This is a genomic window from Streptomyces sp. NPDC098781, assembly GCF_044759995.1.
Lineage (GTDB): Bacteria > Actinomycetota > Actinomycetes > Streptomycetales > Streptomycetaceae > Streptomyces.
Genome location: NZ_JBIWAK010000006.1, coordinates 215,075 through 239,602, shown reverse-complemented (window position 1 = coordinate 239,602; position 24,528 = coordinate 215,075). Strand labels below are relative to the sequence as shown.

Here is a 24,528-nt window from a genome sequence, read left to right as displayed (position 1 = left end):
GTGGGGAGCCGGTCACCTGGTGCAGGACGCTAAACCTCGGTGTGGCGGGTCGGTGTGGCGATGTGCGGAAGTGCCGGGAGCGGACCGTCGGTGACCGTAAGTGAGCGTGATCCCGGGATGGGGGCGTCTGGTTCACGCAGGGTGCTGACCGATGTGGCGGTTCGGGGTTGCGCGGGGGTGGCGGAGTGCTATGGCGCGCATATATGCGCGCGGTGTGGGGCGGTGTGGGGTGGGATTTTCGTGGTGGTTAGGCTCCGGCTCCATGGACGTACTCATCCATCTGTTCGTCGGCCTGCACATCGTCGGTATCGCCGCGCTGCTCGGTGGTTTCCTCACCCAGATGAAGGCGATGGGGCAGGGCACGGCCCGGTTCGTCCCCGCGATGCTGCACGGCGCGCTGACCATGCTGGTCACCGGGGTGATCCTCGTCGGCCTCAATCAGGCGGACGACCAGTCGGTCGACAACATCAAGATCGGCGTGAAGCTGGCGCTGCTGATCGTGATCCTCGGGCTCGTCTATGTGAAGCGGGACGAGGAGACGGTGGACAAGCGTCTGTTCGGCGCGGTGGGGCTGTTGACCACCGCGAACATCTTCATCGCCGTGTTGTGGACGTGATGTCGGTCCCGGGATCGCCCGGGCCTTCGGGGGCTGTTCCGCCGGTGTAGGACCGTACCGCGCCCGCGGTGACCGCCAGCCAGGCCGCCACCGCGACCCAGAGGAGTACCTCGCCGGGGGTCTCCAGCCAGGCGATGTCCGCGGCGGAGGCGACGGAGAGGGTCGCCGCCGACGTCATTCCCATCGGGAAGACGGTTGCCCAGCGGCGTACGTCGTAGCGCGGCCGTGGCCATGCGCATTCGGCGAGCAACAGGACGGCGTACCAGGCGAGGTCGAGTACGAGCACGGCCACGGTCACCGTGCGCAGGACGCCTTCGTCGTCCCTGTTCCAGAGGTACAGGCCGGGGCCGTCGGCGGCGAGGAGCTTCGAGCCGGCGAGCGCGGAGATGGCCAGGGCGCCGCCCGCCACCCAGTGGTCGCCGGCGCCGTGGGCGATCTCGCGCCGGTCGAAGCAGGCCAGGGCGATGACGTAGAGCACCAGGCCCAGCCAGAACAGCGCGAGCGCGGCGTGGGCGAGCCATGCCGCCTTCTCGGTCGCGGCGAGGGTCGCGCCCAGGACGGCAAGGCCCTGCGTGGCGACGCAGCCGAGGAAGACCGAGCCGGGCATGCCGCGGCGCCAGTGACGGGCGACCGCGAGGAGCAGGGCCGGCCAGAGCACGGCGGCCAGGGCCAGGAGGGCTTCGGCGAGGGTCTCCCAGCCGAGGGCGGCGAAGCGGGTGCCGAGGACCGTTGTCGCGGCGATGGCGGTCAGTGCGGCTGGAGTTGCCGCCTCCTCGACCCAGCTCGGGCGGTCCCGCAGGAGCCGGGCGGTGAAGTCGCCGCCGAGGACGAGCCAGGCCGCCGAGGCGAGGGCCAGGGCGATGCGGGAGAGGGTCTCGTAGCCGGTCTGGTGGAGGGCCACCGAGATGATGCCGGTCGCCATGACGGCTGCGCCGGCCGCGGGGGGTCGCTGCGACCACCAGGTGTGGAGGGGGGAGGTGGGGGTGGTGGTGGCGGGCATGGGGCGATGCTATGGAGCGGGGTGAGGGTTGGGGGTGGGGCGCGCGGGTCGTCCGTGCGGTTTGCCTCCGGCGGTTGGGCGGGGGATGCCTGCGGCGGCCCGTCGCTGTCCGGTGGGGGTGCGGGTGGCGCCTGCGGGTGCGTTGGGGGTCGGGGCCGTGCCGGGGGTGTCCGTCCCCTCGGTCGGGGCCGTGCCGGGGGTGTCCGTCCTCCGTCGGGCGGTCGCTGTCGGGCACAGAGGTGTCGTCCGTCGACGCCGGCCGCTGCGTGCGGACACCCCCCTGGCACGACCGCACGACCGCACGACCGCGTGGCCCCTTGCCGCCGTACGCGGCTGACGGGACGCCTTCCTTGCGGCGAGGCCCCTCGGTCGCCTGTGCGGGCGGTGGGGTCAGGCCGGGCGGACCACGCTGTGGATCGACGACTCTCCGTCGTAGTAGATCGACTCCTCGCGGACGTAGGCGCCGGGCTTCGGGGCGTGGATCATCATGCCGTTGCCTATGTAGATGCCCACGTGGGTGACATCGTCGTAGAAGAAGACCAGGTCGCCGGGCTGGGCGCTGGAGAGGGACACCGTGGTGCCGGCGTTGACCTGGTCGTAGGTGACGCGGGGGATGTCCACGCCGGCTGCCTTCCAGGCGGCCTGGGTGAGACCGGAGCAGTCGTAGGAGTCGGGGCCCGTGGCGCCCCAGACGTACGGCTTTCCGATCGCGGAGCGGGAGAAGGCCAGGGCCTTCTCGGCCTTGGTGGCGTAGGAGCTGTCCGCGGAGGACGAGTCCGAGGTGCCCGACTCGGACGGGGACTCGGTGCTCTCCTGCTGCTGCGCGGCCTCCTGGCGTTGGCGTTCGGCCTCGGCTTCCGCCTGCTCGCGGGCGAGCTCGGCCGCCTTGCGGGCGGCCTCCTCCTGCTTGCGCTTCTCGATCGCGGCGAGGCGGGCCTTCTCCTCCGCCGTCAGCTTGGACAGCAGCTCGCGTGCGTCGGAGAGCTTCTGCTGGACGGTGGTCTTGGCGGCCTGGAGGTCGGTCTGCGACTCGGTGAGCGTCTCGAGGCTCTGGGTGGCCTCCTGGCGCTTCTTCATGGTCGCGGACTGCTCGGTGAAGTATTCGTCGACCGATTCCTTCTGACGGTCCGTCATGCGGCCCATCAGTTGGGACTGGTCGAAGTAGTCCTGCGGGGTGTCCGCGAGGAGGAAGGTCGCCGTGTCGGGGGCGGCGGCGCCGGTGCGGTACTGGGCGGCGGCGTTGCGGCCGAGTTCCTCGCGGGCCTCGTTGAGCCGCTGGGTGCGCTGGGCGACGTCGTCGAGGAGGGTGTCGACGCGCTTGCGCTGCTTCGCGGTCTTCTCCTTGGCCGCGTTGTACTTCTCCGTCGCCGACTCCGCCTGGCGGTAGAGGTCGTCGACCTTCTTCTCGACCTCTTCGAGGCTCGGCTTGTCGTCCGTGGACGGGCTGGCGGTGGCCGTCTGGGACAGCAGGGCTACGGAGGTGAGGGCCGCCGTGGCGAGGGCGGGGGTCCGTATGCCTGCTACGCGCGTACCAGAGGGACGCGACTTGCGGTGCGACGCCAAGGGAGGCGACTCCTTCCATGCTCCGCCTACCGAGTTAGCTGTCGGGTTCGGGCGGGTGGCTCGGAAGGTTTGCCCTACGGCCGCTCCCCGGGCGGGAGTCGGGCCGATTCACCCCAAGTTCGGTGGGTCCCCGGCTCCGGGGGCGCGGCGGCGCTCCGGACTCGGCGGAGGCCGTGCGGCCCGGCGTCGTTCGCCGGAGGGGGTCGTACGGCCTGTCCGGCACCGTAGCCAACTCGTGTGGCCCCTGTGAAGGTTGATGTTCGATATGCCCGATACATTTTCGTGACCTTGAGGCGGGGAGGTCTCAGGGGCGGTTCATTCGGGGGAGTGTGGGGGTGGTTGCTCACATTCAGGGTGAGTGGGTGTTTTGAGTTATTTGCCGGAAGTTCGGTGGGGCGAATCGGTTGATCGCGGACTGTGAAGGGCTGGTCGCGGGGGGTGAGGGGGCGTGGGGGTGGTGGGGGTCGGTGATCGTCCGGATTCGGAACGGGCGATGTTCTCGGGGCGGCGGCGGGCTGTCAGTGGGGCGGCCTAGACTCGGAGAGCGATGAGCAGCCTCTTTGACGACAGCTTCCTGGCCGACCTCCAGGCCCCGCGGGCCCACGAGGAAGAGTCCCCACCACCGCCCGAGGACGAGCACGCTCCGGAGTCGGTTCCGGACGATCTGTTCGGTGGGAAGTTCGACGTGCCACCGGACCGGGACGGCTACTACCGCGACGGAGCCCCGCGGCCCGCCCTCGACGCCGCGGCACTGCTGGAGGGGCTGAACGAGAACCAGCGCGCCGCCGTCGTGCACTCCGGCACCCCGCTGCTCATCGTGGCCGGGGCCGGCTCCGGCAAGACGCGGGTGCTCACCCACCGCATCGCCCATCTGCTGGCCGAGCGGAATGTGCATCCGGGGCAGATCCTCGCGATCACCTTCACCAACAAGGCCGCCGGCGAGATGAAGGAGCGGGTCGAGCAGCTCGTCGGCCCGCGGGCGAACGCGATGTGGGTGATGACCTTCCACAGCGCGTGCGTGCGCATCCTGCGCCGAGAGAGCAAGAAGCTCGGGTTCACATCCTCCTTCTCGATCTACGACGCCGCCGACAGCAAGCGGCTGATGGCGCTGGTGTGCCGTGATCTGGATCTCGATCCCAAGCGGTTCCCGCCCAAGTCCTTCAGCGCCAAGATCAGCAATCTGAAGAACGAGCTGATCGACGAGGAGGACTTCGCCGCCCAGGCGACGGACGGCTTCGAGAAGACGCTCGCCCAGGCCTACGCGCTGTACCAGTCGAGGCTGCGGGAGGCCAACGCCCTCGACTTCGACGACCTGATCATGACGACGGTCAACCTGCTGCGCGCCTTCCCGGACGTCGCCGAGCACTACCGCCGTCGCTTCCGCCATGTGCTGGTGGACGAGTACCAGGACACCAACCACGCCCAGTACGCGCTGGTGCGCGAGCTCGTCGGGACCCGCGAGCACCCCGTCGACGTACCGCCCAGCGACTACGACATCCCGCCCGCCGAGCTGTGTGTCGTGGGTGACGCCGACCAGTCGATCTACGCGTTCCGGGGCGCCACCATCCGCAACATCCTCCAGTTCGAGGAGGACTACCCGGACGCGACGACGATCCTGCTGGAGCAGAACTACCGCTCCACGCAGACCATCCTGACCGCCGCCAACGCCGTCATCGAGCGCAACGAGTCCCGCCGCCCCAAGAACCTGTGGACCAACGCGGGCGCGGGCGCGCGCATCACCGGCTATGTCGCGGACACCGAGCACGACGAGGCACAGTTCGTCGCCGAAGAGATAGACCGACTGACCGACGCGGGGGACGCGAAGGCCGGCGACGTCGCCGTGTTCTACCGGACGAACGCCCAGTCCCGTGTCTTCGAGGAAGTCTTCATCCGCGTCGGGCTGCCCTACAAGGTCGTCGGTGGAGTGCGGTTCTACGAGCGCAAGGAGGTCCGGGACGTCCTGGCCTACCTGCGGGTGCTGGCCAACCCCGAGGACTCCGTGCCGCTGCGGCGGATCCTGAACGTCCCCAAGCGGGGCATCGGCGACCGTGCCGAGGCGATGATCGACGCCCTCGCACAGCGGGAGAAGATCAGCTTCCCGCAGGCGCTGCGCCGCGTCGACGAGGCGTACGGCATGGCCGCGCGGTCGACCAACGCCGTCAGGCGCTTCAACACGCTGATGGAGGAACTCCGTACGATCGTCGAGTCCGGCGCGGCACCGGCGACCGTCCTGGAGGCGGTGCTCGAACGAACCGGCTACCTGGCCGAGTTGCAGGCTTCCACGGATCCGCAGGACGAGACCCGGATCGAGAACCTTCAGGAACTCGCCGCCGTCGCCCTGGAGTTCGAGCAGGAGTCGGGCGAGGGTGAGGCCTCCGGCGGGCTCGCGGCCTTCCTGGAGCGGGTCGCCCTCGTCGCCGACTCCGACCAGATCCCGGACGAGGAGGAGGACGGCTCCGGAGTCATCACCCTGATGACCCTGCACACCGCCAAGGGCCTGGAGTTCCCGGTCGTCTTCCTCACCGGCATGGAGGACGGCGTCTTCCCGCACATGCGCGCCCTCGGCCAGACCAAGGAGCTGGAGGAGGAGCGGCGGCTCGCGTACGTCGGCATCACGCGCGCCCGTGAACGGCTGTACCTGACGCGTTCGTCGATGCGCAGCGCGTGGGGGCAGCCGTCGTACAACCCGCCCTCCCGGTTCCTGGAGGAGATCCCGGCACAGCACGTGGACTGGAAGCGCACCGGGGCGACCGCGCCGGTCTCCTCCGGGCCCGCGTCCGGGGTCGCCGCCTCGCTGTCCTCGTCCCGCTCGCGCTCCTCGGCCTCGGGCGCCTCCGGCTTCGCCACGCGCCGTACCTCGGAGAAGCCGGTCGTGCAGCTGGCGGTCGGCGACCGTGTCACGCATGACCAGTTCGGGCTCGGCACGGTGATGGCCGTGAAGGGCACGGGCGGGAACGCCGAGGCGACGATCGACTTCGGGGACACCAAGCCGAAGCGGTTGCTGCTGCGGTACGCGCCGGTGGAGAAGCTCTAGCGCATACGAGTGCGCCCCCGCCGATGGGCGGGGGCGCGAGGCGAAGCTGTGGTGCCGCCTACGTCGGGTCGACCCCGTGGCTGCGCAGCCACGGCAGCGGGTCTATCGCCGAGCCGCCGCCGGGACGCACCTCGAAGTGCAGGTGCGGGCCCGTCGAGTTGCCGGAGTTGCCGGAGTACGCGATCGGGTCGCCGGCCTTGACCGTCGTACCGGAGGCGACGCGGTAGGTGGAGAGGTGGCAGTACCACGTCTCCGTGCCGTCCATCGCGGTCACGATCATCATGTTGCCGTAGGCGCTGTTCCACTGCGTACGGACGGTGCCGTCGGTCGCGGCCATCACCGTCGTGCCGTACGAGACCGGGAAGTCGATGCCGGTGTGCACGGACATCCAGTTGATGCCGGACTGGCCGTAGTAGGCGCTGAGGCCGTGCTGGGCGACCGGGACCGCGAACTTCGGGCGCAGTCGCTCCTTGCGGGCGGCCTCCTCGGCGGCCTTCCGCTTCTCGGCCGCCTGCTGTGCCTTGAGATCGATGCGCTCCTGCGTACGGCTGGCCCGGTCGGCGAAGTCGTCGGCGCCGGCGGAGAGGCTCTCCAGCTGGCTGTCCAGCTTGTTGTTCGCCGCGGACGGCTTCACGGCCGTGCCCTCCGAGGCCGCCAGCGTGGACGACGCGTCCTTGTCGTCGGTCAGGGTGTTGACCGAGGCGGCGGCGATGCCGGCGACGCCCATCACGCACGCCGAGGGCACGGCGACCGTCAGCAGCGCGGAGCGCTTGGGGGGCGTACGGCGACGGGAACGCGCCCCGCTGCGGGAGGAGGCGCGCGGGGAGGGGGCCGGAGTGGTCTCCTCCTGGTCGTCGAGGAGCGGCGCCACGGCGGGGAGTTCGCCGGTGGCGCTCAACTCGGCGTCACGTTGGGCCGGGTCGTCGTACGAGGTGTGGTCGTACGTCGTGTGCTCGTCGTACGCCGACGGGTCCTCGTAGGCGGCCGGGTCTTCGTACGTGGCGGGGTCTTCGTAGGCGGCAGGGTCTTCGTAGGCGGGGGCGCCGTGCTCGATCTGCTCGAAGTGCGCCGTGGCCTGCTGGTCGAAGGATTCTGCTGGCTGCTCGTAGTCGTCGGTCGCCTGCGCCGCGCTGCCGTCGGAGTTCCACTGGGTGGCGTCGTACGCGCCCGTGTCGAAGGCCGTCGTGCCCCATTGCCAGTGCTGGGTCTGGTCGGCCGGCGCGCCGGACTGGTCGGGCTGGAGCCAGGCGTTCGCGTCCCACTGACCGGAGACGTCATGGCCGTTGGCCTGCTGCGGGACGAACGCCAGCCGCTCGTGGTCGGTGGTCCAGGCCGCGGTGTCGTACGCGCCGGTGTCGTAGCCGGCCTGGTGCTGGCCCGCGTAGGCGTCGTAGTGCGCGGTGTGGTGGCTGCCCGTGGACCACTGTGTGGCGTCGTAGGTGCCCGTGCCTTCCCCGGGAAGGCTGCCGAACAGCGGATCGGCGTCGAAGGTCGGGGCGGCGTGGCCGGCGGTGGCAAATCCGTTGGCGTCGTACGTGCCGTACGTGGTGGAGTCACCGTAGTGGGCTTCCTGGGTGCCGTACGCCGCGTAGTGCGCCGCGGTGGCGTCGGAAGCCGAAGCCGGAGACGTCATGGTCCCCGACGGGTGACGATCGTTCACCAACTTCTCTCTCGCCTCGACAACAGGGGCTGCCAGAGCAGTGCGGCGACTGTACCCGGCGGTACGCGGGCACGACAATCTTCGGCAGGTTTCGCGCGCGCAGGAAACGGGCATTCGGCCGTGTTTTGGCGGACTGCGGGCGCGAGTTTGGCCTTGTGTTCGAAGATTGTTCGACGCTGGACGCCTGTTGTTACGCCACGGTGAGGCCGTTCGGCCGGCCGGCTGCGGCTGTCGTCGGCGCGGAGTCGAGGGCCTGGCGTATCCCGGTCGCGACGGCGGGGTGCACCGGCAGGGCGAGGTGGCCGACGCCGCTGACCCGGACGTTCTGCGCCATCAGGTCGGGATGGTCGATACAGGCCGTCTCCAGCGGGTCCATCAGATGGTCGAGGTCGCTCCAGAAGCTCACGAAGTGCGTACGGCAGCCGGGCGCGGGGCGGGTCAGTTCCTCGAGGATCGGTGAGCCGGGGCGCATCTGGCGCACGATGGGGTGCGCGTTGGCCAGCGGAACGACTCGCGTGCCGGAGTGCGGTGTGCCGAGCGTGACGAGCGTACGGACCCTGAGGTCGCCGCCGAGGCGCTGCGCGTAGTAGCGCGCTATCAGCCCGCCGAGGCTGTGTCCGACGATGTCGACCTGCTTGCTGCCGGTGCGCTCGCAGATCCCCTCTATGTGCCGGCCGAGCAGCTCGGCGGCGGTGCGGATGTCGCAGGTCAGCGGGGAGTAGTTGAGCGACTCGACGTGCTGCCTGCCGTGCTGGGCAAGGCTGCGGCGCAGCAGGACGAAGACGGAGCGGTTGTCTATGAAGCCGTGCAGCAGGACGACGGGGGGTGGGGACCCCGTGGGCAGCTGGGCGGTGTCCGGCGTGGGGAGCGTAGGGGTGGTGCGGCGCTCCTGCGTGATGCCGGAGGGGTAGAGCAGCAGATGCCCGGCGAGGATCGCGATCTCCAGGGCGGTCGCCTTCAGCAGGGCCAGGGAGAGGCCGGCGAGGCTGCTCGGGAGCAGACGCCGGTAGAACGGGATGAAGGGGAGTACTGCCCCGGTGACCTTCATGGCCGACCTCCTTGCGGCACGCTGGAGGACGGCTCCGACCCCCGTGTGCCCTCGTGGGAAGTCGCGCCGGAGGTGGCCGGCGGGCGTGCGGAGGGTGCGTGGGGCAAGCGAGGCGCGCGCCGTGCGCAACGGCCCCGGTGGCCGTGGTGCGCCGATGGCCCGACGGGGCTCCCTGCCGGTGTGGCGACGAGGCTTCCCCGCTGTCGTGCCTTACCTGCCCTACGTGCCCTTCGTACCACCGTCGATGCGCCGCACCGCCACGTCGCGCGGCCTGCGGCGCGGTGGTGCGGCGACCTCGTTGCGGCTCCCGTTGCGCTCGGTCCCGCTGCGACTCGGGTACCGCAGAGTGCTGCGGCCCGTGTGCCGCAGAGATGTGGAAACGGTGCGCGGCGAACGTGTCCCACCGTGTGATTTCCCCCTCGGTCCGCACCGCGAAACTGCCGGTTGCGGGATGCTGGCGATAACGTTCGTTCACTTCCCTGGGCGGCGTGGCCCGGGGCGTCTGTGCCGTGGTGGCACGTCCGGTGCGGTGAGTAGCGGAAAAGTGCGATACGCGCAGCATGTATGACATGTGCGGCCTGTGCGGCATAACTCATATATGAGTGATGCTTGTCGGTACGGATGGATGTAGTCGCTTCATGGAGGCAGTGATGGGTGTGGCAGCCGGTCCGATCCGCGTGGTGGTGGCCAAGCCGGGACTCGACGGCCACGATCGCGGGGCCAAGGTGATCGCGCGGGCCCTGCGCGACGCCGGTATGGAGGTCATCTACACCGGGCTCCACCAGACCCCCGAGCAGATCGTCGACACCGCGATCCAGGAGGACGCCGACGCGATCGGCCTGTCCATCCTCTCCGGGGCCCACAACACCCTCTTCGCCGCCGTGATCGAGCTGCTCAAGGAGCGCGACGCGGCGGACATCCTCGTCTTCGGCGGCGGGATCATCCCCGAGGACGACATTCCGCCGCTGAAGGAGAAGGGCGTCGCGGAGATCTTCACGCCCGGTGCGACGACACAGTCGATCGTGGACTGGGTGCGGGCCAACGTCAGGCAGCCGGCTGGGGCGTGAGCCTTCGCGTGAGCGAGCGGTCGTGGGGGAGGCCGGCCGTCGGCTGGAGAGTCGTCGGCCGGGAGCCTTCGGTCGGGGCGGCGTCGCTCGGGCAGCCGGTGGTCGGGCGACCAGGCCGATTTCGCCGGAGCGGGTGGGTCCGCAGGCGGGTCGTCCGTCGGGGGCTCGGCCCTCGGGACGCCGTTCGGCTTGATCGGCCTCGGCGTCAGGCGCCGGGCGGGCCGAGGGGCTCCAGCTCCTTGATCATGGCTGCCCGCAACCGCAACGTCGTGACCAGCCGCTGGAACGCCTCCGCCCAGTACGCCCCGGCCCCCGGTGACGCGTTCTCCGGCTCGTCCGGTACCGCCAGCAGGCCGTCCAGGCGGCTCGCCTCGGCCGGGTCGAGACAGCGCTCGGCCAGGCCCATCACCCCACTGAAACTCCATGGATAACTCCCCGCGTCCCGCGCGATGTTGAGCGCGTCGACCACCGACCGCCCGAGCGGCGCGGCCCACGGCACGGCACACACCCCGAGCAGCTGAAACGCCTCCGACAGGCCGTGCGCCGCGATGAACCCGGCGACCCATTCGGCCCGCTCGGCCGGGCCCAGCGTGCCGAGCAGCTTCGCGCGCTCGGCCAGGGACACCGCCCCCGGACCGCCGGCTTCCGAAGCCGAAGGCGACCCGAGCAGCGCCCTCGACCACTCGGCGTCCCGCTGTCGTACCGCGGCCCGGCACCAGGCCGCGTGCAGCTCCGCCTGCCAGTCGTCCGCCACCGGCAGCCCCACGATCTCCTCAGGTGTACGACCTCCCAGCCGCCGCGGCCAGGCTATGAGCGGCGTCGCCTCGGCCAACTGGCCGAACCACCAGGACCGTTCACCCCGCCCCGACGGGGCCTTGGCCACGACGCCGTCGCGCTCCATGCCCGCGTCGCACTCGTGCGGCGCCTCCACGCCGATCACCGGGGCCTCCCCCGTGTGGTCCACCGCCACGCAGGCCCCGGCCCGCACCGCCATCCGCGCGGCGAGCGCCGAACTCGGCAGCGCCGACAGCAGCTCCGCAGCCGTCGCCCGGACATTGCGGCTCCGGTCGGACAGCGCCCGCTCCAGGAACGGCTCGTCCTGGGGGCCGAGTCCCGTCCGCAGCGAGTCCAGGAACATCAGCCGGTCCTCCGCCCGCTCGGTCGCCCACGTCGTGATCAGCAACTCCCGTGCGGCGTCGGGCTCACGCGCGCGTATCGCCGACAGCAGGGCGACCCGCTCCGCGAACAGCCCCTCCTGCCATAGCTGTTCGACCTGCGCAGTGTCCTCGAGCTGCGGCAGCGCCGCGCTCCCGCCCGGGGCCGCGCGCAGGGCGAACCGCCAGTCCGGGTTGAGCCGAGCGAGCCACACCGCCCGCGGGCCGGCGAAGGTCAGTGCCGCCGGGCGCAGATCCGTACGGCCCCGAGCGGCGTCCAGCAGGGCGGGCAGTACCTCGGGGCGCGGCCCGAAACCCCGGTGGTTCGCCGTCGCGAGCCACTCCGGCAGCAGTTCCACGAGGTCGGGTGCCGTGCCTCTGCGGCCGCCGCCGGATCCGCCGGGACGGTCGGACAGCAGCATGGCCAGCCGGCGGGTCGCCGCCGGGGGCAGCGCCGGCCGCGGGTCCTCGGGGGCCTGCGGCGGACGTTGCGCGGCGCCGGCCGGTCGCAGCCCGGCCCGCCGCCGTACGGTCTCCGCGGCCGCCGCGTCCAGCAGTGCCTCCGGTGCCTCGCGTCCCGGCGTGCCGCCCGGGGGCGTACGCCGGTCCGTCCCGAGCAGCGCGGCCGTGACGAGCTCCTCCCAGGCGCTGGGCGCCGACGAATCCACGGGAACGGAGGGGCTGTTCATGGGGTCATTCCTCTCTGTCTTCGTGTCTGTCGTCTTTGTGACTGTCTGCGTATCTGTCCGCGCGTCTGTCTGCGTGTCTGTTTTCGGGCGGGTGCCGTGGAGTTGTCGGTGGGTGTGGGTGGTCGAGCGCTATGGGGTGGGGCTCCCCGTGGTGGGGCGGCGCGTGCCGCTCAGCACAGCGGTACGGCATCTCCCGGCCCCTCCGGCCAGGCCGTCAGCGGGGTGAAACCGCGGTGGCCGCACTCGCCGAACACCTTGACCGGCCCCCCGCCCGACAGTGCGACCAGGCGCCACAGGCCCGGGCGGGCACGGGCGGCCGGGGTGAGCGGCAGAGCCGTGTCGGTGTCGGCGTCCGCGAGCTGCCACGAGTCGCTGTCTGGGGTGGGTATGACCCTGTCCAGGGTGACCGGGACGGAGTCCAGCCAAGGGTCGTCGCGCAGTGCCTTGCCGTAACGGGCCGTCGCCTCGGCCGTCGTCACACCTGGCGGTCGTATCGCCGCCGGGGCGGGCGGGGCGAACTGCTCGCCCAGAGCGGCTCGCAGCTGCCCGGCGCCCGGGTACGACGCCACCTCGGCCTCCAGCGCCAGCCCCACCGGCAGCGTCAGCTCCGGAGCCCGGCCGGCGGCGCCATAAGAGAGGAGCAGCGCGGTGCGGCCAGAGTCGGCGCCGTGCAGCCATATCCGGCGCGTCGTCAGTTTCACGTCCGCCGTGTCGTACTGGGCGAGCACCAGCCAGCGGTCCCGCACGGACGGGCCGTCCGCCGATGCGGGCAGGCCGATGCGGGAGCGGACCGTGTCCGCCAGGCCCTCCGGCAGCGCTTCGCGGCGCAGCCAGCCCTGGTCGAGCAGGTGGAGCAGGGCGCACTCCTCCAGCAGCCGCACCGGCCAGCCGGGCCCGGACGCCGGGATCGCTCCCAACTCCCGTACGCGTGCGGCCAGTCCCGGGGCCTGGGCGTCGACCATTCGGGCGGCCGTCTCCTCCCACAGCCCGTACCCCGACTGTTCCGCCCCGGCCAGGCCGCCGCGCAGCAGGTCGGCCAGCCGCTGCTCCAGCTCCGTCGCCCCCGCGGTGACCCGGACGGCCCTTCGCTCCGCCCTGCGTCGTGCCCCCTCCGGGTCAGCGGACGCCGGGGCGGAACCGGAGGCGCTCGCCGTCCGCTTCTCCTCGGCCCGCTGCCTTCTCCCCTCTATCCACTGTCCCGCCCAGTCCGGCGGCTGCCCGGTCGCCACCGCACCGTCCTCGCCGGCCCAGAGCAGCAACAGCCCGATGGCGTGTTTGCACGGGAACTTCCGGCTCGGACAGCTGCACTTGTACGCGGGCCCCGATGCGTCCGCGATGTCGATGACCGTTTGATACGGCTTGCTGCCGCTGCCCTTGCACAGCCCCCACACCGTCCCTTCGTCGGTACTCCCCGCCTCGGACCACGGCCCCGCCGCGCCGAGTTTGCTTCCCGCTTTGCGTGACGAGGCGTCAGGCGCCAGCGCCAGCACCTGGTCCGCGGTCCAGCGCACCCCCTGCTGAGTCATGTCATCGAAGGTAGATCCCCCCACTGACAATCGGGTCGGGCAGCGATGTCGTCGACGGCCTCGTGAGTACGTTTTCGCAGGTCGGAACGCGTTGTCAGTGGCGTGGTGCAACGTGGGTGCCAGATCCGAAACGGCTGAACCGGCCGAGCTGGAGGGGGACTTTGCCATGTCTGTGTCCGTAGAACCGACGTCCGTCGAAGCGGCGGAGGCGGAACCGGCCGAGGCGTTGCGACCGCATGCCGAGGACGCCTTCGCCCATGAACTCGCCGCCCTGGCCACGCAGGACGACCGTCCGCGTCCGGCCCGGTGGAAGCTGTCCCCGTGGGCCGTCGCCACCTATCTGCTCGGCGGCACCCTGCCGGACGGCACGGTGATCACACCGAAGTACGTGGGCCCCCGTCGCATCGTCGAGGTCGCCGTCACCACCCTGGCCACCGACCGCGCCCTGCTCCTGCTGGGCGTGCCCGGCACCGCGAAGACCTGGGTCTCCGAGCACCTGGCCGCGGCGGTCAGCGGCGATTCGACACTGCTGGTGCAGGGCACGGCCGGCACACCGGAGGAGGCGATCCGGTACGGCTGGAACTACGCGCAGCTGCTCGCGCACGGCCCGAGCCGTGACGCCCTCGTGCCCAGTCCGGTGATGCGGGCGATGGCGGAGGGGATGACCGCACGCGTCGAGGAACTGACCCGTATTCCGGCGGACGTGCAGGACACGCTGATCACGATCCTGTCGGAGAAGACGCTGCCGATACCGGAGTTGGGGCAGGAGGTGCAGGCGGTCGGCGGCTTCAACCTGATCGCCACGGCCAACGACCGCGACCGTGGGGTCAACGAGCTCTCCAGCGCTCTGCGCCGCCGCTTCAACACGGTCGTGCTGCCGCTCCCGGAGAGCGTCGATGCGGAGGTGGACATCGTCTCCCGCCGTGTCGACCAGATCGGCCGGTCGCTCGACCTGCCGGCCGTGCCCGAGGGCGTCGACGAGATTCGACGGGTCGTCACCGTCTTCCGTGAGCTGCGGGACGGGGTGACGTCCGACGGCCGCACGAAGCTGAAGTCGCCGAGCGGCACGCTGTCGACGGCGGAGGCGATCTCGGTCGTCACCAGCGGCCTCGCCCTGGCCGCCCACTTCGGCGACGGAGTGCTGCGTCCCGGCGATGTCGCCGCAGGCATCCTCGGCGCTGTCGTGCGTGACCCGGCGGCCGACCGGGTCGTCTGGCAGGAGTACCTGGAGGCGGTCGTGCGTGAGCGGGACGGGTGGACGGACTTCTACCGGGCGTGCCGGGAGGTGAGCGCGTGAACGACGAGGACGACCTGGGGTGGGGCCGCCCGGGCGGCGGATCGAAGTCCGGCGTATCCGTGGTCGAAGGGCCTTGAAGTGGGGTTGAGAGGTCGCCGATGCGCGGGTGGTGGCCGTATGAGGCGGTGAGCGGCGGTCGGCCCTCCTGGTCGCGGTGCGGCCAGGGGGATGGCACCGGCGGGGTCGAGGTGGCGCGACGGCGTGAGCCGGGTGTGGCCGGGTGCGGAGGAGAGGGGAGCGCGCTGTGAGCGGTGGAGCGGTGGGTGAGCCGCTGGGCGAGGGCGACGGTGTGGTCGGCGGCGGCATCGGACAGTCGGGTTCGAGGGGGACGGTGTGACGGGCATGGGCATGGGCACGGGCACGGACAGGACGGGGAGCGAGGGCCTGGAGGCGGACGCCGCTCGCGTGGGCGAGGTGTCTGCGGGCAGCGAGGGGACCGCGGCCGTCCCCGCTCAGGTGGGGAGGCCCTCGGGGCCGCTGCTGCTCGGGGTTCGGCACCATGGGCCGGGGTCGGCGCGGGCCGTGCGGGCGGCATTGGACGCGGCCCGGCCCCGGACCGTGCTGATCGAAGGGCCGCCGGAAGCCGATGGCCTGATCCCGCTCGCGGGCGACGAGGACATGCGACCGCCCGTCGCGCTCCTCGCCCACGCCGTGGACGAGCCCGGCCGCTCGGCCTTCTGGCCGCTGGCCGAGTTCTCCCCGGAGTGGGTCGCGATCCGCTGGGCCGTCGAGCACCAGGTCCCGGCCCGCTTCTTCGACTTGCCGGCCACGCACACATTGGCGTGGGGGAAGCAGGACGAGGCCGCGTTCGACGCGGGTGAGGGCGGGCCGGGTGAACCGGGAGCGGACGCCCGGCCGGACAGCGGCGACGACGGCGGCGGTCAGCCGGGCCCGGCGAGCGGCCGTACGCCCGACAGCGACGAGGACCGTGCCGGAGGTCCGCGCGCCGATGTCCGGCTCGATCCCCTCGCCGTGCTCGCCGAGGTCGCCGGCTACGACGATCCCGAGCGGTGGTGGGAGGACGTCGTCGAGCACCGGGGAGTGGGGGAGGGGGACGCGTTCGCGCCGTTCCTCGGGCTCGAAGAGGCCATGGGCGCTCTGCGGGAGGTGTATGGGACCGGCGGGCACGAGCGGGATCTCGTGCGGGAAGCCCATATGCGGCTCCAGCTGCGGACCGCGCAGCGGGAGTTCGGGGACGACGTGGCCGTCGTGTGCGGGGCGTGGCACGTGCCCGCGCTGCGACAGAAGACCACCGTGGCGGCGGACCGGGCACTGCTGAAGGGGCTGCCCAAGGTCAAGACCGACATGACCTGGGTGCCATGGACGCACCGCCGGTTGGCCCGGGCCAGCGGGTACGGAGCGGGGATCGACTCACCGGGCTGGTACGGGCACCTCTTCAGTGCGCCGGACCGGCCGGTCGAGCGGTGGATGACGAAGGTGGCCGGGCTCCTGCGGGACGAGGACCGGATCGTGTCGTCGGCGCATGTCATCGAGGCGGTGCGGCTGGCGGAGACGCTCGCGGCGATGCGGGGGCGCCCGTTGCCGGGGCTGAGCGAGACGACCGACGCGGTACGGGCGGTGATGTGCGACGGCTCGGACGTGCCGTTGGCGCTGGTGCGGGACCGGCTCGTCGTGGGGGACGTGCTGGGGGAGGTGCCGTCTTCGGCGCCGGCGGTGCCGTTGCAGCGGGACCTCGACCGGCTCCAGCGCCGCCTGCGACTCAAGCCGGAGGCACTGGAGCGGGAGTTGGAGCTCGACCTGCGCAAGGAGAACGACGCCGAGCGCAGCAGGCTGCTGCACCGGCTGCGGTTGCTCCGTGTGGAGTGGGGCGAGCCGGTCGCGTCGCGGGGGAGTACGGGGACGTTCCGGGAGACGTGGCGGCTGCGGTGGGAGCCGGAGCTGTCGGTGCGGATCGCCGAGGCCGGCGTGTGGGGGACCACCGTGTACGCGGCGGCCACCGCCAAGGCGGAGGCTGACGCCGTCGCCGCGCAGGGCCTCGCCGACGTCACCGCCCTGGCCGAGCGCTGCCTCCTGGCCGAACTGCCGGACGCGCTGCCCACGGTGATGCGGATACTCGCCGACCGGGCCGCCCTCGACGCCGACGTCGGCCACCTCGCCCAGGCCCTGCCCGCGCTGGTCCGCTCCCTGCGGTACGGCGATGTGCGCGGCACCGACACCAAGGCGCTCGCGGAGGTCGCCGCGGGGCTCGCCGAGCGCATCTTCGTCGGCCTGCCCCCGGCCTGCGCCGCGCTGGACGCCGACGCGGCCGAGGAGATGCGGCGCCATGTGGACGCCGTGCATGGGGCGGTCGGGTTGCTCGGCGATGCGGTGGGTTCGGGGCCGGGTGCTCGGGACGGGGGATCCGGGCCGGTTCCTGGGAGTGAGGGCGAGCCTGTCGGGGTCGGTGATCGGGGGGCTGCGGATGATGTGGGGGGCGGCGCCCAGGGTGCGGGCACGTCGGCCGACGCTGACGCATCGGGGGACGCGCCCGCCCTCGGGCACGGCGATCTGCGCAAGCGCTGGCACGGGGTGCTCCGGGTGCTGTCCGGGCGGGACACCGTGCCCGGCGTCGTCAGGGGGCGGGCCGTGCGGCTGTTGCTGGACGACGGGGAGTTGGCGCAGGACGCCGCCGCGCGCTTGATGGGGCTCGCGTTGTCGCCGGGGACACCGCCGGCGGACGCCGCCGCGTGGATCGAGGGCTTCGTCGGCGGCGGTTCGGGCGGCGGGATGCTGCTCGTGCACGACGAGCGGCTGCTGGGGCTGGTCGACGCGTGGCTGACGGGAGTGTCGGCGGAGGCGTTCACGGATGTGCTGCCGCTGCTGCGGCGGACCTTCTCGGCGTACGAGACGGGGGTACGGCGGACCCTTGGGGAGCTGGTCCGGCGGGGGCCGGGGGAGCGGGTGAGTGCCAGGGACGGCGGTGCCGGGATACCGGGCTACGCGGCCGAGCTCGATGTCGAGCGGGCGGACGCCGTATTGCCGGTGGTGCGGCTGCTGTTGGGGCTGGACGACGCACTGGGGAGGGCGGGAGCGGAAGGGGCAGCAGGGGACGGCTACGCGGACAACGACCCTTCGGGCGACGGCTCTTCGGACGACAACGCTTCGGACGACAACGCTTCGGACGACGACTCCGCGAACAACGACTCTGCGGACAACGGCATGGGGGACAACGACCTTGTGGGGGCGACGGGATGACGACTGACGGAGTGCCGGTGACGAGGGAGCGGGCCCGAGTGGCGGGCACCGTTCTGCGACCGCGCGGGAGTGCGGTGCAGGCCAGGCCCATGACGACGACCGTGCCCGTGATGCCGCTGTGGGAGCGGCCTCGTGAGGGAGTGTGCCGATGACCACCGAGACGATGGATCCGGCCCGGGAGCGGTTGCGGCGGTGGCGGATGGTGCTCGGCGGGGACGACGCCGACGGCACCGGCTGCGCACTGTCCGGGCAGGACGCGGCGATGGACGGCGCGCTGACCGCGCTCTACGGGAAGAAGGACAAGGGGCAGTCGGGGCGGGACCGTTCGGCGGGGCTCGGGGCGTCGGCGCCGTCGGTGGCGCGCTGGCTCGGGGACATCCGGACGTACTTCCCCTCCTCCGTCGTGCAGATCATGCAGCGCGACGCCATAGACCGGCTCGGGCTGTCCGCGCTGCTGCTGGAGCCGGAGATGCTGGAGGCGGTCGAGGCGGATGTGCACCTCGTCGGCACGCTGCTCTCGCTCAACCGGGCGATGCCGGAGACCACCAAGGAGACGGCACGGGCCGTCGTCCGCAAGGTTGTCGAGGATCTGGAGAAGCGGCTCGCCACCCGCACCCGGGCCACCCTCACCGGTGCTCTCGACCGCAGCGCCCGTATCAACCGGCCGCGCCACCACGACATCGACTGGAACCGCACGATCGCGGCCAACCTCAAGCACTACCTGCCGGAGTACCGGACGATCGTGCCGGAGCGGCTCATCGGGTACGGGCGCGCGTCGCAGTCCGTGAAGAAGGAAGTCGTTCTCTGCATCGACCAGTCGGGGTCGATGGCGGCGTCCGTGGTGTACGCGTCGGTGTTCGGTGCCGTGCTCGCGTCCATGCGGTCCATCAGTACGCGGCTCGTCGTCTTCGACACGTCCGTGGTCGACCTCACCGACCAGCTCGACGACCCGGTCGACGTGCTCTTCGGTACGCAACTCGGCGGCGGCACGGACATCAACCGGGCGCTGGCGTACTGCCAGTCGCAGATCACCCGGCCCGCGGAGACGGTGGTCGTGCTGATCAGCGACCTGTACGAGGGAGGCATACGCAACGAGATGCTCAAGCGGGTCGCCGCGATGAAGGCGTCGGGGGTGCAGTTCGTGGCGCTGCTGGCGCTGTCGGACGAGGGGGCGCCGGCGTACGACCGCGACCACGCGGCCGCGCTCGGCGCGCTGGGGGCACCTGCCTTCGCCTGCACGCCCGATCTGTTCCCCGAGGTGATGGCGGCGGCCATCGAGAAGCGGCCGATTCCGGTGCCGGACACCGTGTGAGGGCGTCGGACGCGGGACGCCGGAGGAGAAGCAACTGACGGGGATTTAACGGTGATTTGTCGACCTGTTGACGACCGACTTCGGCCAGCAAAACGGACATGTGTACCCATCGGTAGCGGGGGGCTTGCGCGACCGATAGAGGGGCGTGCAAGGATCGAAGTCCTGTGAGCGGTGCGCCTTCGCGCCGCCCGTCCGTACCGCGTCCAGCCGACTCGTCGCGTCACGTGTACTTCGTTCCGCCGCACGGGAGGACCACCCGCCTTGACCTGGCCGGCCACCTTGCCTGGTGCCGCTGTGCGCGTTCCGCGTACCGCGGCCGGGCGGCATGCGCTGCAACTGGCGCTGCTGGTGGGCGGTCTGCTCGCGATCGGGTTCCTCTGCGGGGAGCGGGCGTATGCGGCGGACGGGGTGTCGGCGGGGGTGCCCTCCGCGTCCCACTCGACGGTGTCGGCCGACCCGGGTTCGCCGGCCCAGGATGTGGTCGGGCGGCTCCTGCACGCGCCCGCCAGGCTCGTGGGCGGCGCGCATGACGAGCCGACGACTCCGCCGGCCGAGCCGGGCCGGGACTCGGCGCCGCAGGTGCGGCCACCCAAGACCCACGAAGACCAGGCCGATGGACCCAGGGCTGATGGACCACAGGCTCACGGGCCCCACGCTCAGGCGCCCCAAGCCGCCGCCGGCACCACCCCCGCCAACCCGAGTCCCCACCGGATCCTCAGCCCCGTGACCGACCACGTCACCCACCCCGTCGGGACTCAGCTCGTGCAGCCGGTCGGCGATGTCGTGCGGACGGTGACCGAGGATCTCGTGGCGGGGCTGGCCGAGGTGCAGGCGAAGGTGCCGCCGCTGTCGGCGTTGCCCTCGTTGCCGACGGCGCCCGAGGCACCGGCGTGGCCGGACTGGCCGGGGCTGGAGTTCCCGGAGCTCCCCGCACTCCCCGAAGTCCCGGACGTTCCGGGCGCCGACCTGCCCGCGCTGCCCGGACGGACGCTCCCGGCTCCCGTCACCGGGACGCCGCAGCCGGTGCCGGATGCGCCCGCGCCGGTTGACGGACGCGGCGACAAGGGGCGTACGGGTGAGGGCGCGGCCGTCGCTCATGGGCCCCGTTTCGTTGCGGACATCGGCGGCGTCGCCGCGGCCCACGCCCCAGTGGCCGGTGGCGGGCACCGCCTCTCGCCTTCCGGTTACGCCCCCGCGCACCAGGCGCCGGCCGACCAACCCGGTGGTGCTGTAGGCAGTCACGCGGCCGGTGACAGTGGGACGCCGAGGCACGGGGACGCGCATGCGGTCTCGTTGAACCGGCGGGTGCCGTTGGGGCTCGTTCCCGGCGCCGCCGCTCGTGCGTATGCGGACGAGGTCGGGGACGTTCACCGGGACATTCCGGTTTCCCCCGCCTAGGGGCGTAGGCCTGCCCTCCCCGCCGTAGAGCCGTAGGCCTACCGCGTCGGGGTGAAGACAGGTCTGCCCGTCCGTCCGGACACTCCCCTTTCCCGGGATGCCCCCGACCGTCGATGTCAGCCGGTCGTAGCCGGACATCCCCCGGACGGCGCCGGTATGTCCCCCAACCTTCCGAAGCACGAGCCGCGAGGCCCGAGGCCCGTAGCCGGAGCCCTCGCCTCTGCGACTTCCGCGACTTCCGCGACCTCCGGGCCTTCGGAGCCTCAAGATCTAGGGATCTGACGCACATATGAACAAGAACATCCGCCGTTCGATCGTGATAGCCGCCGGCGTCACCGGCGCCTGGGCGCTCGGTTCGGCCGCCGCCAGTGCGGACGAACTGTCCACCTCCACCCTCTCCGTACCGGACACGGCCACCGACGTCACCGACGCGGCCGAAAGCACCGATGCCCCCGGCCTGCTCGGCGGCGTCACCGACACGGTCAACGAAGTCGTCTCCGGTGTCACCGAAGGCGTCGCCCATGGCGCCACAGACACGGCCGCCACGCACACGGCCGCCACGCACACGGCCCACCCGCACACGGCCGCCACGCACACGGCCCACCCGCACACGGCCGCCACGCACACGGCCCACCCGCACACGACCGCCACGCACCAGACCACGGACAAGGTCACCCACAAGGCCGCAGACACGGTCGTCAACACCGCCTCGGCCACCAAGGCGAAGGGCGCCGTCCAGGCCATACAGGGTGCCAACGCCGCCCGCGCGGACAAGGCCGCCGCGCAGGCCGAGGCCTCCGTCTCCGCTGCCGTCACCAGCGCCGTGCCCCAGCACTCCCCGCACACGCCGCAGGCCCCCCGCACGTCCCACACCCCCCAAAGCCCCGGCACCATCGACTACCTCTTCGGCCCCCTCGCCGCCTTCGCCCCCGAACTGGAGCAGGCGCTCGCCGCCGCGCAGACGAAGGCGCAGTACGCCGTCACCGGGGCGGGCCGTACCGAGGCGGGCCTGGGCGCTGTCGCGCAGGGTGCCGCCGCGCGAGCCGATGGCCGGGTAGCGGACACGGTCACGTCCGCCAGGGCCACCGTCAAGGGTCAGGCCAACGCCGTCACGGCGGCCGCCGAGGCCTCCGTCTCCGCAGTCCCGAGCCACGTCACCGGCACGGTCGGCGGCGTCCGGATGCGGGCTGTCGGCACGGTCGCCGCCGTCCCCGGCACGGTTGGCCCGGTCGTCGCGCAGACCGCCGACGCGGTCGTGCCGCCGGTCGCGGCCGAGGCCGTGCGCGGTGTGGTGCCGGTCGCCGGCACCGCCGTGCGGGGCGTTGTGCCCGCCGCCGGGCACGCGGTCGCCGGTGTCGTCCCCGCCGCCACCGGCACGGTGGACGGGGTGACACCCGTCGCCGGGCACGCGGTGGACGGCGTTGTCCCGGTGGCGAACGGGGCCGTGGCCGGTGTCGACCGGACCGCCCGGCACACGGTGGGGGCGGCGACCGCGCTGGCCTACGGCGTCGTCGCCGACGTCCAGCCCGTCGCCGCCGGTGCCGTCGAGGATGTGCGGCCCGTGGCCCACGGCACGGTCGGCGACGTGTCGCACCTCGCCTCCGGCACCGTCTCCGAGGTGCGGCCGGTCGTGCACGGGGTCGCCGCGGGCGTGCCGCCCTACGCCACCGGTCTGGTCGGCCAGGTCACCGCCGACGTCACCGGCAGTGTGCTGCCGCCCGTCGCGGACACGGCCGTGCACGGTGTCGTGCCGGTCGCCGGGCGGGCCGTCGCGGACGCGGGCGGGCTGGCGTACGGGGTGGCCGGCGACGTCCAGCCGTTCGCGGGCGGTGTCGTCGGTGAGGTCGATCCCCTGGCGCACGGGGTGGCCGGGCAGGCCGTCCCCTTCGCCGAGGGCGTCACCGCGCAGGTGCCGCCGTTCGTGTACGGGGTCACCGGTGCGGTACGGCCGGTCGTGGACGAGGTCGTGGACACCGTCCGTCCGGTCGTCGACGGTGTCGCAGGCAGCGCCACCGATCTGGCGTACGGCGTCACCGACGACGTCCGGCCCTTCGCGGGCGGTGTCGTCGGCGAGGTCGACCCCTTCGCGCACGGCGTGGCCGGGCAGGTCGCGCCCTTCGCCGAGGACCTGACCGGGACCGTCGCCGGCTCGGCGGGCCCACTGACCGACAACGCCGTCACCGGCGCACAGGGCGTCGCCCGGTCGATCACCCCGGCCTACGCGCAGGACCTGCACCAGGAGGTCCACCTACCCCAGACCCACACCAACCGCATCTGACCCGACCCATCACCCGCCAGGGGTCATCCCCCCGGCGACCAACGACTCCGCGGGGCTGACGGCCCCGGACGGCCGAAAGCCGTCGGCCTCATCCGGCCGGAACCCCGCGGACGGGCCGGGTGATCCCCATTGGGGTGGGGATCACCGGCCCATGGCCCACAGGGGCGGCCCATTCGTGCCCCTTCGGGCCGTTCAAGGGGCCTCACCGGGTCAACCCCAACTCGGTGAGGCCCCGCAAGGGCCGCATCCCGTCACGCTCCGGACACCTCACATTCGGCACGCCGTGCCAGTGATCAGGGCTGATCCCGGCATCATGTGACAGGTATCACCGCTCAGGTGTGACCCTCGATTTAGGGGCCTCCTGCAAGCAGAGATAACCTGCGAGACGGACATGCCGCGCGCTCGGACACCGTGTGCGCCTCCCTTGTGACAGCGGACGTCACGTTGCCCTTCGCGGCACGCCCACGCATCCAACGAACCGCGAGATCACTGATAGGGACGGAAGCGCGTGGACCTGTTCGAGTACCAGGCGAGGGACCTCTTCGCCAAGCACGATGTACCGGTGCTGGCCGGTGAAGTCATCGACACGCCTGAGGCGGCCCGCGCAGCCACTGAGCGCCTCGGTGGCAAGTCCGTCGTCAAGGCACAGGTGAAGGTCGGCGGCCGTGGCAAGGCCGGTGGCGTGAAGCTCGCCGCCACCCCGGACGAGGCCGTCGCCCGTGCGACGGACATCCTCGGCATGGACATCAAGGGCCACACGGTCCACAAGGTGATGATCGCCGAGACGGCCCCGGAGATCCTGGAGGAGTACTACGTCTCCTTCCTCCTCGACCGTGCCAACCGCACCTTCCTCTCCATCGCCTCCGTCGAGGGCGGCGTGGAGATCGAGGAGGTGGCGGCCACCCGCCCGGAGGCCGTCGCCAAGACGGCGATCGACCCGATCGACGGTGTGGACGAGGCCAAGGCCCGCGAGATCGTCGAGGCCGCCAACTTCCCGGCCGACGTCGCCGACAAGGTCGTCAACGTCCTGGTGACGCTGTGGGACACCTTCATCAAGTCGGACGCCCTCCTCGTCGAGGTCAACCCGCTCGCGAAGGTCGCCTCCGGTGACGTCCTCGCCCTGGACGGCAAGGTGTCGCTCGACGACAACGCCGAGTTCCGTCACGACTGGGACGAGCTGCACGACAAGGCCGCGGCCAACCCGCTCGAGGCCGCCGCCAAGGAGAAGAACCTCAACTACGTCAAGCTCGACGGTGAGGTCGGCATCATCGGCAACGGCGCGGGTCTCGTCATGAGCACCCTGGACGTCGTCGCGTACGCCGGTGAGAAGCACGGCAACGTCAAGCCGGCCAACTTCCTGGACATCGGCGGTGGCGCCTCCGCCCAGGTCATGGCGAACGGCCTGGAGATCATCCTCGGCGACCCGGACGTCAAGTCCGTGTTCGTCAACGTCTTCGGTGGCATCACCGCCTGTGACGAGGTCGCCAACGGCATCGTCCAGGCCCTGAAGCTGCTGGAGGACCGGGGCGAGAACGTCTCCAAGCCCCTCGTCGTCCGCCTCGACGGCAACAACGCCGAGCTCGGCCGGCAGATCCTCACCGACGCCAACCACCCGCTGGTGCAGCGCGTCGACACCATGGACGGCGCGGCCGACAAGGCCGCCGAACTGGCTCACGCCGCCAAGTAAGCAC

Annotated in this window: 15 protein-coding genes and 1 riboswitch; of the genes, 9 read left to right on the top strand and 6 right to left on the bottom strand. The window is 71.9% G+C overall.

Annotated elements, in window-relative coordinates:
• The first annotated feature begins 262 nt into the window (after positions 1–262).
• Complete coding sequence (locus ACIQWG_RS25435) at positions 263–616, top strand: hypothetical protein (RefSeq protein ID WP_404099862.1); 354 nt, start codon at positions 263–265, stop codon at positions 614–616.
• Here the strand turns inward: ACIQWG_RS25435 and ACIQWG_RS25430 are convergent.
• Positions 594–1,616: a tellurite resistance/C4-dicarboxylate transporter family protein gene (locus ACIQWG_RS25430; RefSeq protein WP_404099860.1), complete on the bottom strand. Its 1,023-nt coding sequence runs from the start codon at positions 1,614–1,616 to the stop codon at positions 594–596. The two genes, ACIQWG_RS25435 and ACIQWG_RS25430, sit on opposite strands and share 23 nt — an antisense overlap.
• A gap of 390 nt (positions 1,617–2,006) precedes the next feature.
• On the bottom strand, positions 2,007–3,179 hold the full coding sequence (locus ACIQWG_RS25425; protein WP_404099858.1) for an NlpC/P60 family protein: 1,173 nt from the start codon (positions 3,177–3,179) through the stop codon (positions 2,007–2,009).
• A gap of 8 nt (positions 3,180–3,187) precedes the next feature.
• Positions 3,188–3,356, bottom strand: a riboswitch (cyclic di-AMP (ydaO/yuaA leader).
• A 370-nt stretch (positions 3,357–3,726) separates the two neighbouring features.
• On the opposite strand from ACIQWG_RS25425, the gene pcrA reads away from it, so the two are divergent.
• Positions 3,727–6,213, top strand: a complete 2,487-nt coding sequence (gene pcrA / locus ACIQWG_RS25420; protein ID WP_404099856.1) for a DNA helicase PcrA — start codon at positions 3,727–3,729, stop codon at positions 6,211–6,213.
• A 58-nt stretch (positions 6,214–6,271) separates the two neighbouring features.
• On the opposite strand, the gene ACIQWG_RS25415 is transcribed toward pcrA, so the two are convergent.
• Entirely contained in the window at positions 6,272–7,846 is a 1,575-nt protein-coding gene (locus tag ACIQWG_RS25415) for a M23 family metallopeptidase (RefSeq protein WP_404099854.1), read from the bottom strand.
• Between the two features lie 217 nt (positions 7,847–8,063).
• On the bottom strand, positions 8,064–8,921 hold the full coding sequence (locus ACIQWG_RS25410) for a lipase family alpha/beta hydrolase (RefSeq protein WP_404099852.1): 858 nt from the start codon (positions 8,919–8,921) through the stop codon (positions 8,064–8,066).
• A 650-nt stretch (positions 8,922–9,571) separates the two neighbouring features.
• On the opposite strand from ACIQWG_RS25410, the gene ACIQWG_RS25405 reads away from it, so the two are divergent.
• Positions 9,572–9,988 carry a cobalamin B12-binding domain-containing protein gene (locus tag ACIQWG_RS25405; protein ID WP_404100362.1) on the top strand — a complete coding sequence of 139 codons (417 nt, stop codon included), beginning with the start codon at positions 9,572–9,574 and terminating at the stop codon, positions 9,986–9,988.
• Between the two features lie 205 nt (positions 9,989–10,193).
• Here the strand turns inward: ACIQWG_RS25405 and ACIQWG_RS25400 are convergent, their stop codons facing one another.
• Both ACIQWG_RS25400 and ACIQWG_RS25395 read right to left on the bottom strand, forming a co-directional pair.
• Positions 10,194–11,831 carry a DUF5691 domain-containing protein gene (locus ACIQWG_RS25400; protein WP_404099850.1) on the bottom strand — a complete coding sequence of 546 codons (1,638 nt, stop codon included), beginning with the start codon at positions 11,829–11,831 and terminating at the stop codon, positions 10,194–10,196.
• Positions 11,832–12,001: 170 nt separating this feature from the next.
• Entirely contained in the window at positions 12,002–13,357 is a 1,356-nt protein-coding gene (locus tag ACIQWG_RS25395) for an SWIM zinc finger family protein (protein ID WP_404099848.1), read from the bottom strand.
• A gap of 166 nt (positions 13,358–13,523) precedes the next feature.
• Between ACIQWG_RS25395 and ACIQWG_RS25390 the strand changes: the two genes are divergently transcribed.
• The 6 genes from ACIQWG_RS25390 to sucC all read left to right on the top strand — a co-directional run bounded on the left by ACIQWG_RS25390 (position 13,524) and on the right by sucC (position 24,524).
• Positions 13,524–14,654, top strand: coding sequence for an AAA family ATPase (locus ACIQWG_RS25390; protein WP_404099846.1), 1,131 nt, complete (start codon positions 13,524–13,526; stop codon positions 14,652–14,654).
• A gap of 342 nt (positions 14,655–14,996) precedes the next feature.
• Positions 14,997–17,849: a DUF5682 family protein gene (locus ACIQWG_RS25385; RefSeq protein WP_404099844.1), complete on the top strand. Its 2,853-nt coding sequence runs from the start codon at positions 14,997–14,999 to the stop codon at positions 17,847–17,849.
• 148 nt (positions 17,850–17,997) lie between these two features.
• Positions 17,998–19,161, top strand: a complete 1,164-nt coding sequence (locus ACIQWG_RS25380) for a VWA domain-containing protein (protein ID WP_404099842.1) — start codon at positions 17,998–18,000, stop codon at positions 19,159–19,161.
• A gap of 294 nt (positions 19,162–19,455) precedes the next feature.
• The gene (locus tag ACIQWG_RS25375) at positions 19,456–20,559 is read left to right on the top strand and encodes a hypothetical protein (RefSeq protein WP_404099840.1); all 1,104 of its coding nucleotides are present in this window, start codon (positions 19,456–19,458) and stop codon (positions 20,557–20,559) included.
• Positions 20,560–20,848: 289 nt separating this feature from the next.
• A complete protein-coding gene (locus ACIQWG_RS25370) occupies positions 20,849–22,837 on the top strand; it encodes a hypothetical protein (protein WP_404099838.1) in 1,989 nt (662 codons plus the stop codon).
• Positions 22,838–23,345: 508 nt separating this feature from the next.
• Positions 23,346–24,524 carry an ADP-forming succinate--CoA ligase subunit beta gene (sucC, locus tag ACIQWG_RS25365; protein ID WP_404099836.1) on the top strand — a complete coding sequence of 393 codons (1,179 nt, stop codon included), beginning with the start codon at positions 23,346–23,348 and terminating at the stop codon, positions 24,522–24,524.
• Positions 24,525–24,528 lie beyond the last annotated feature (4 nt).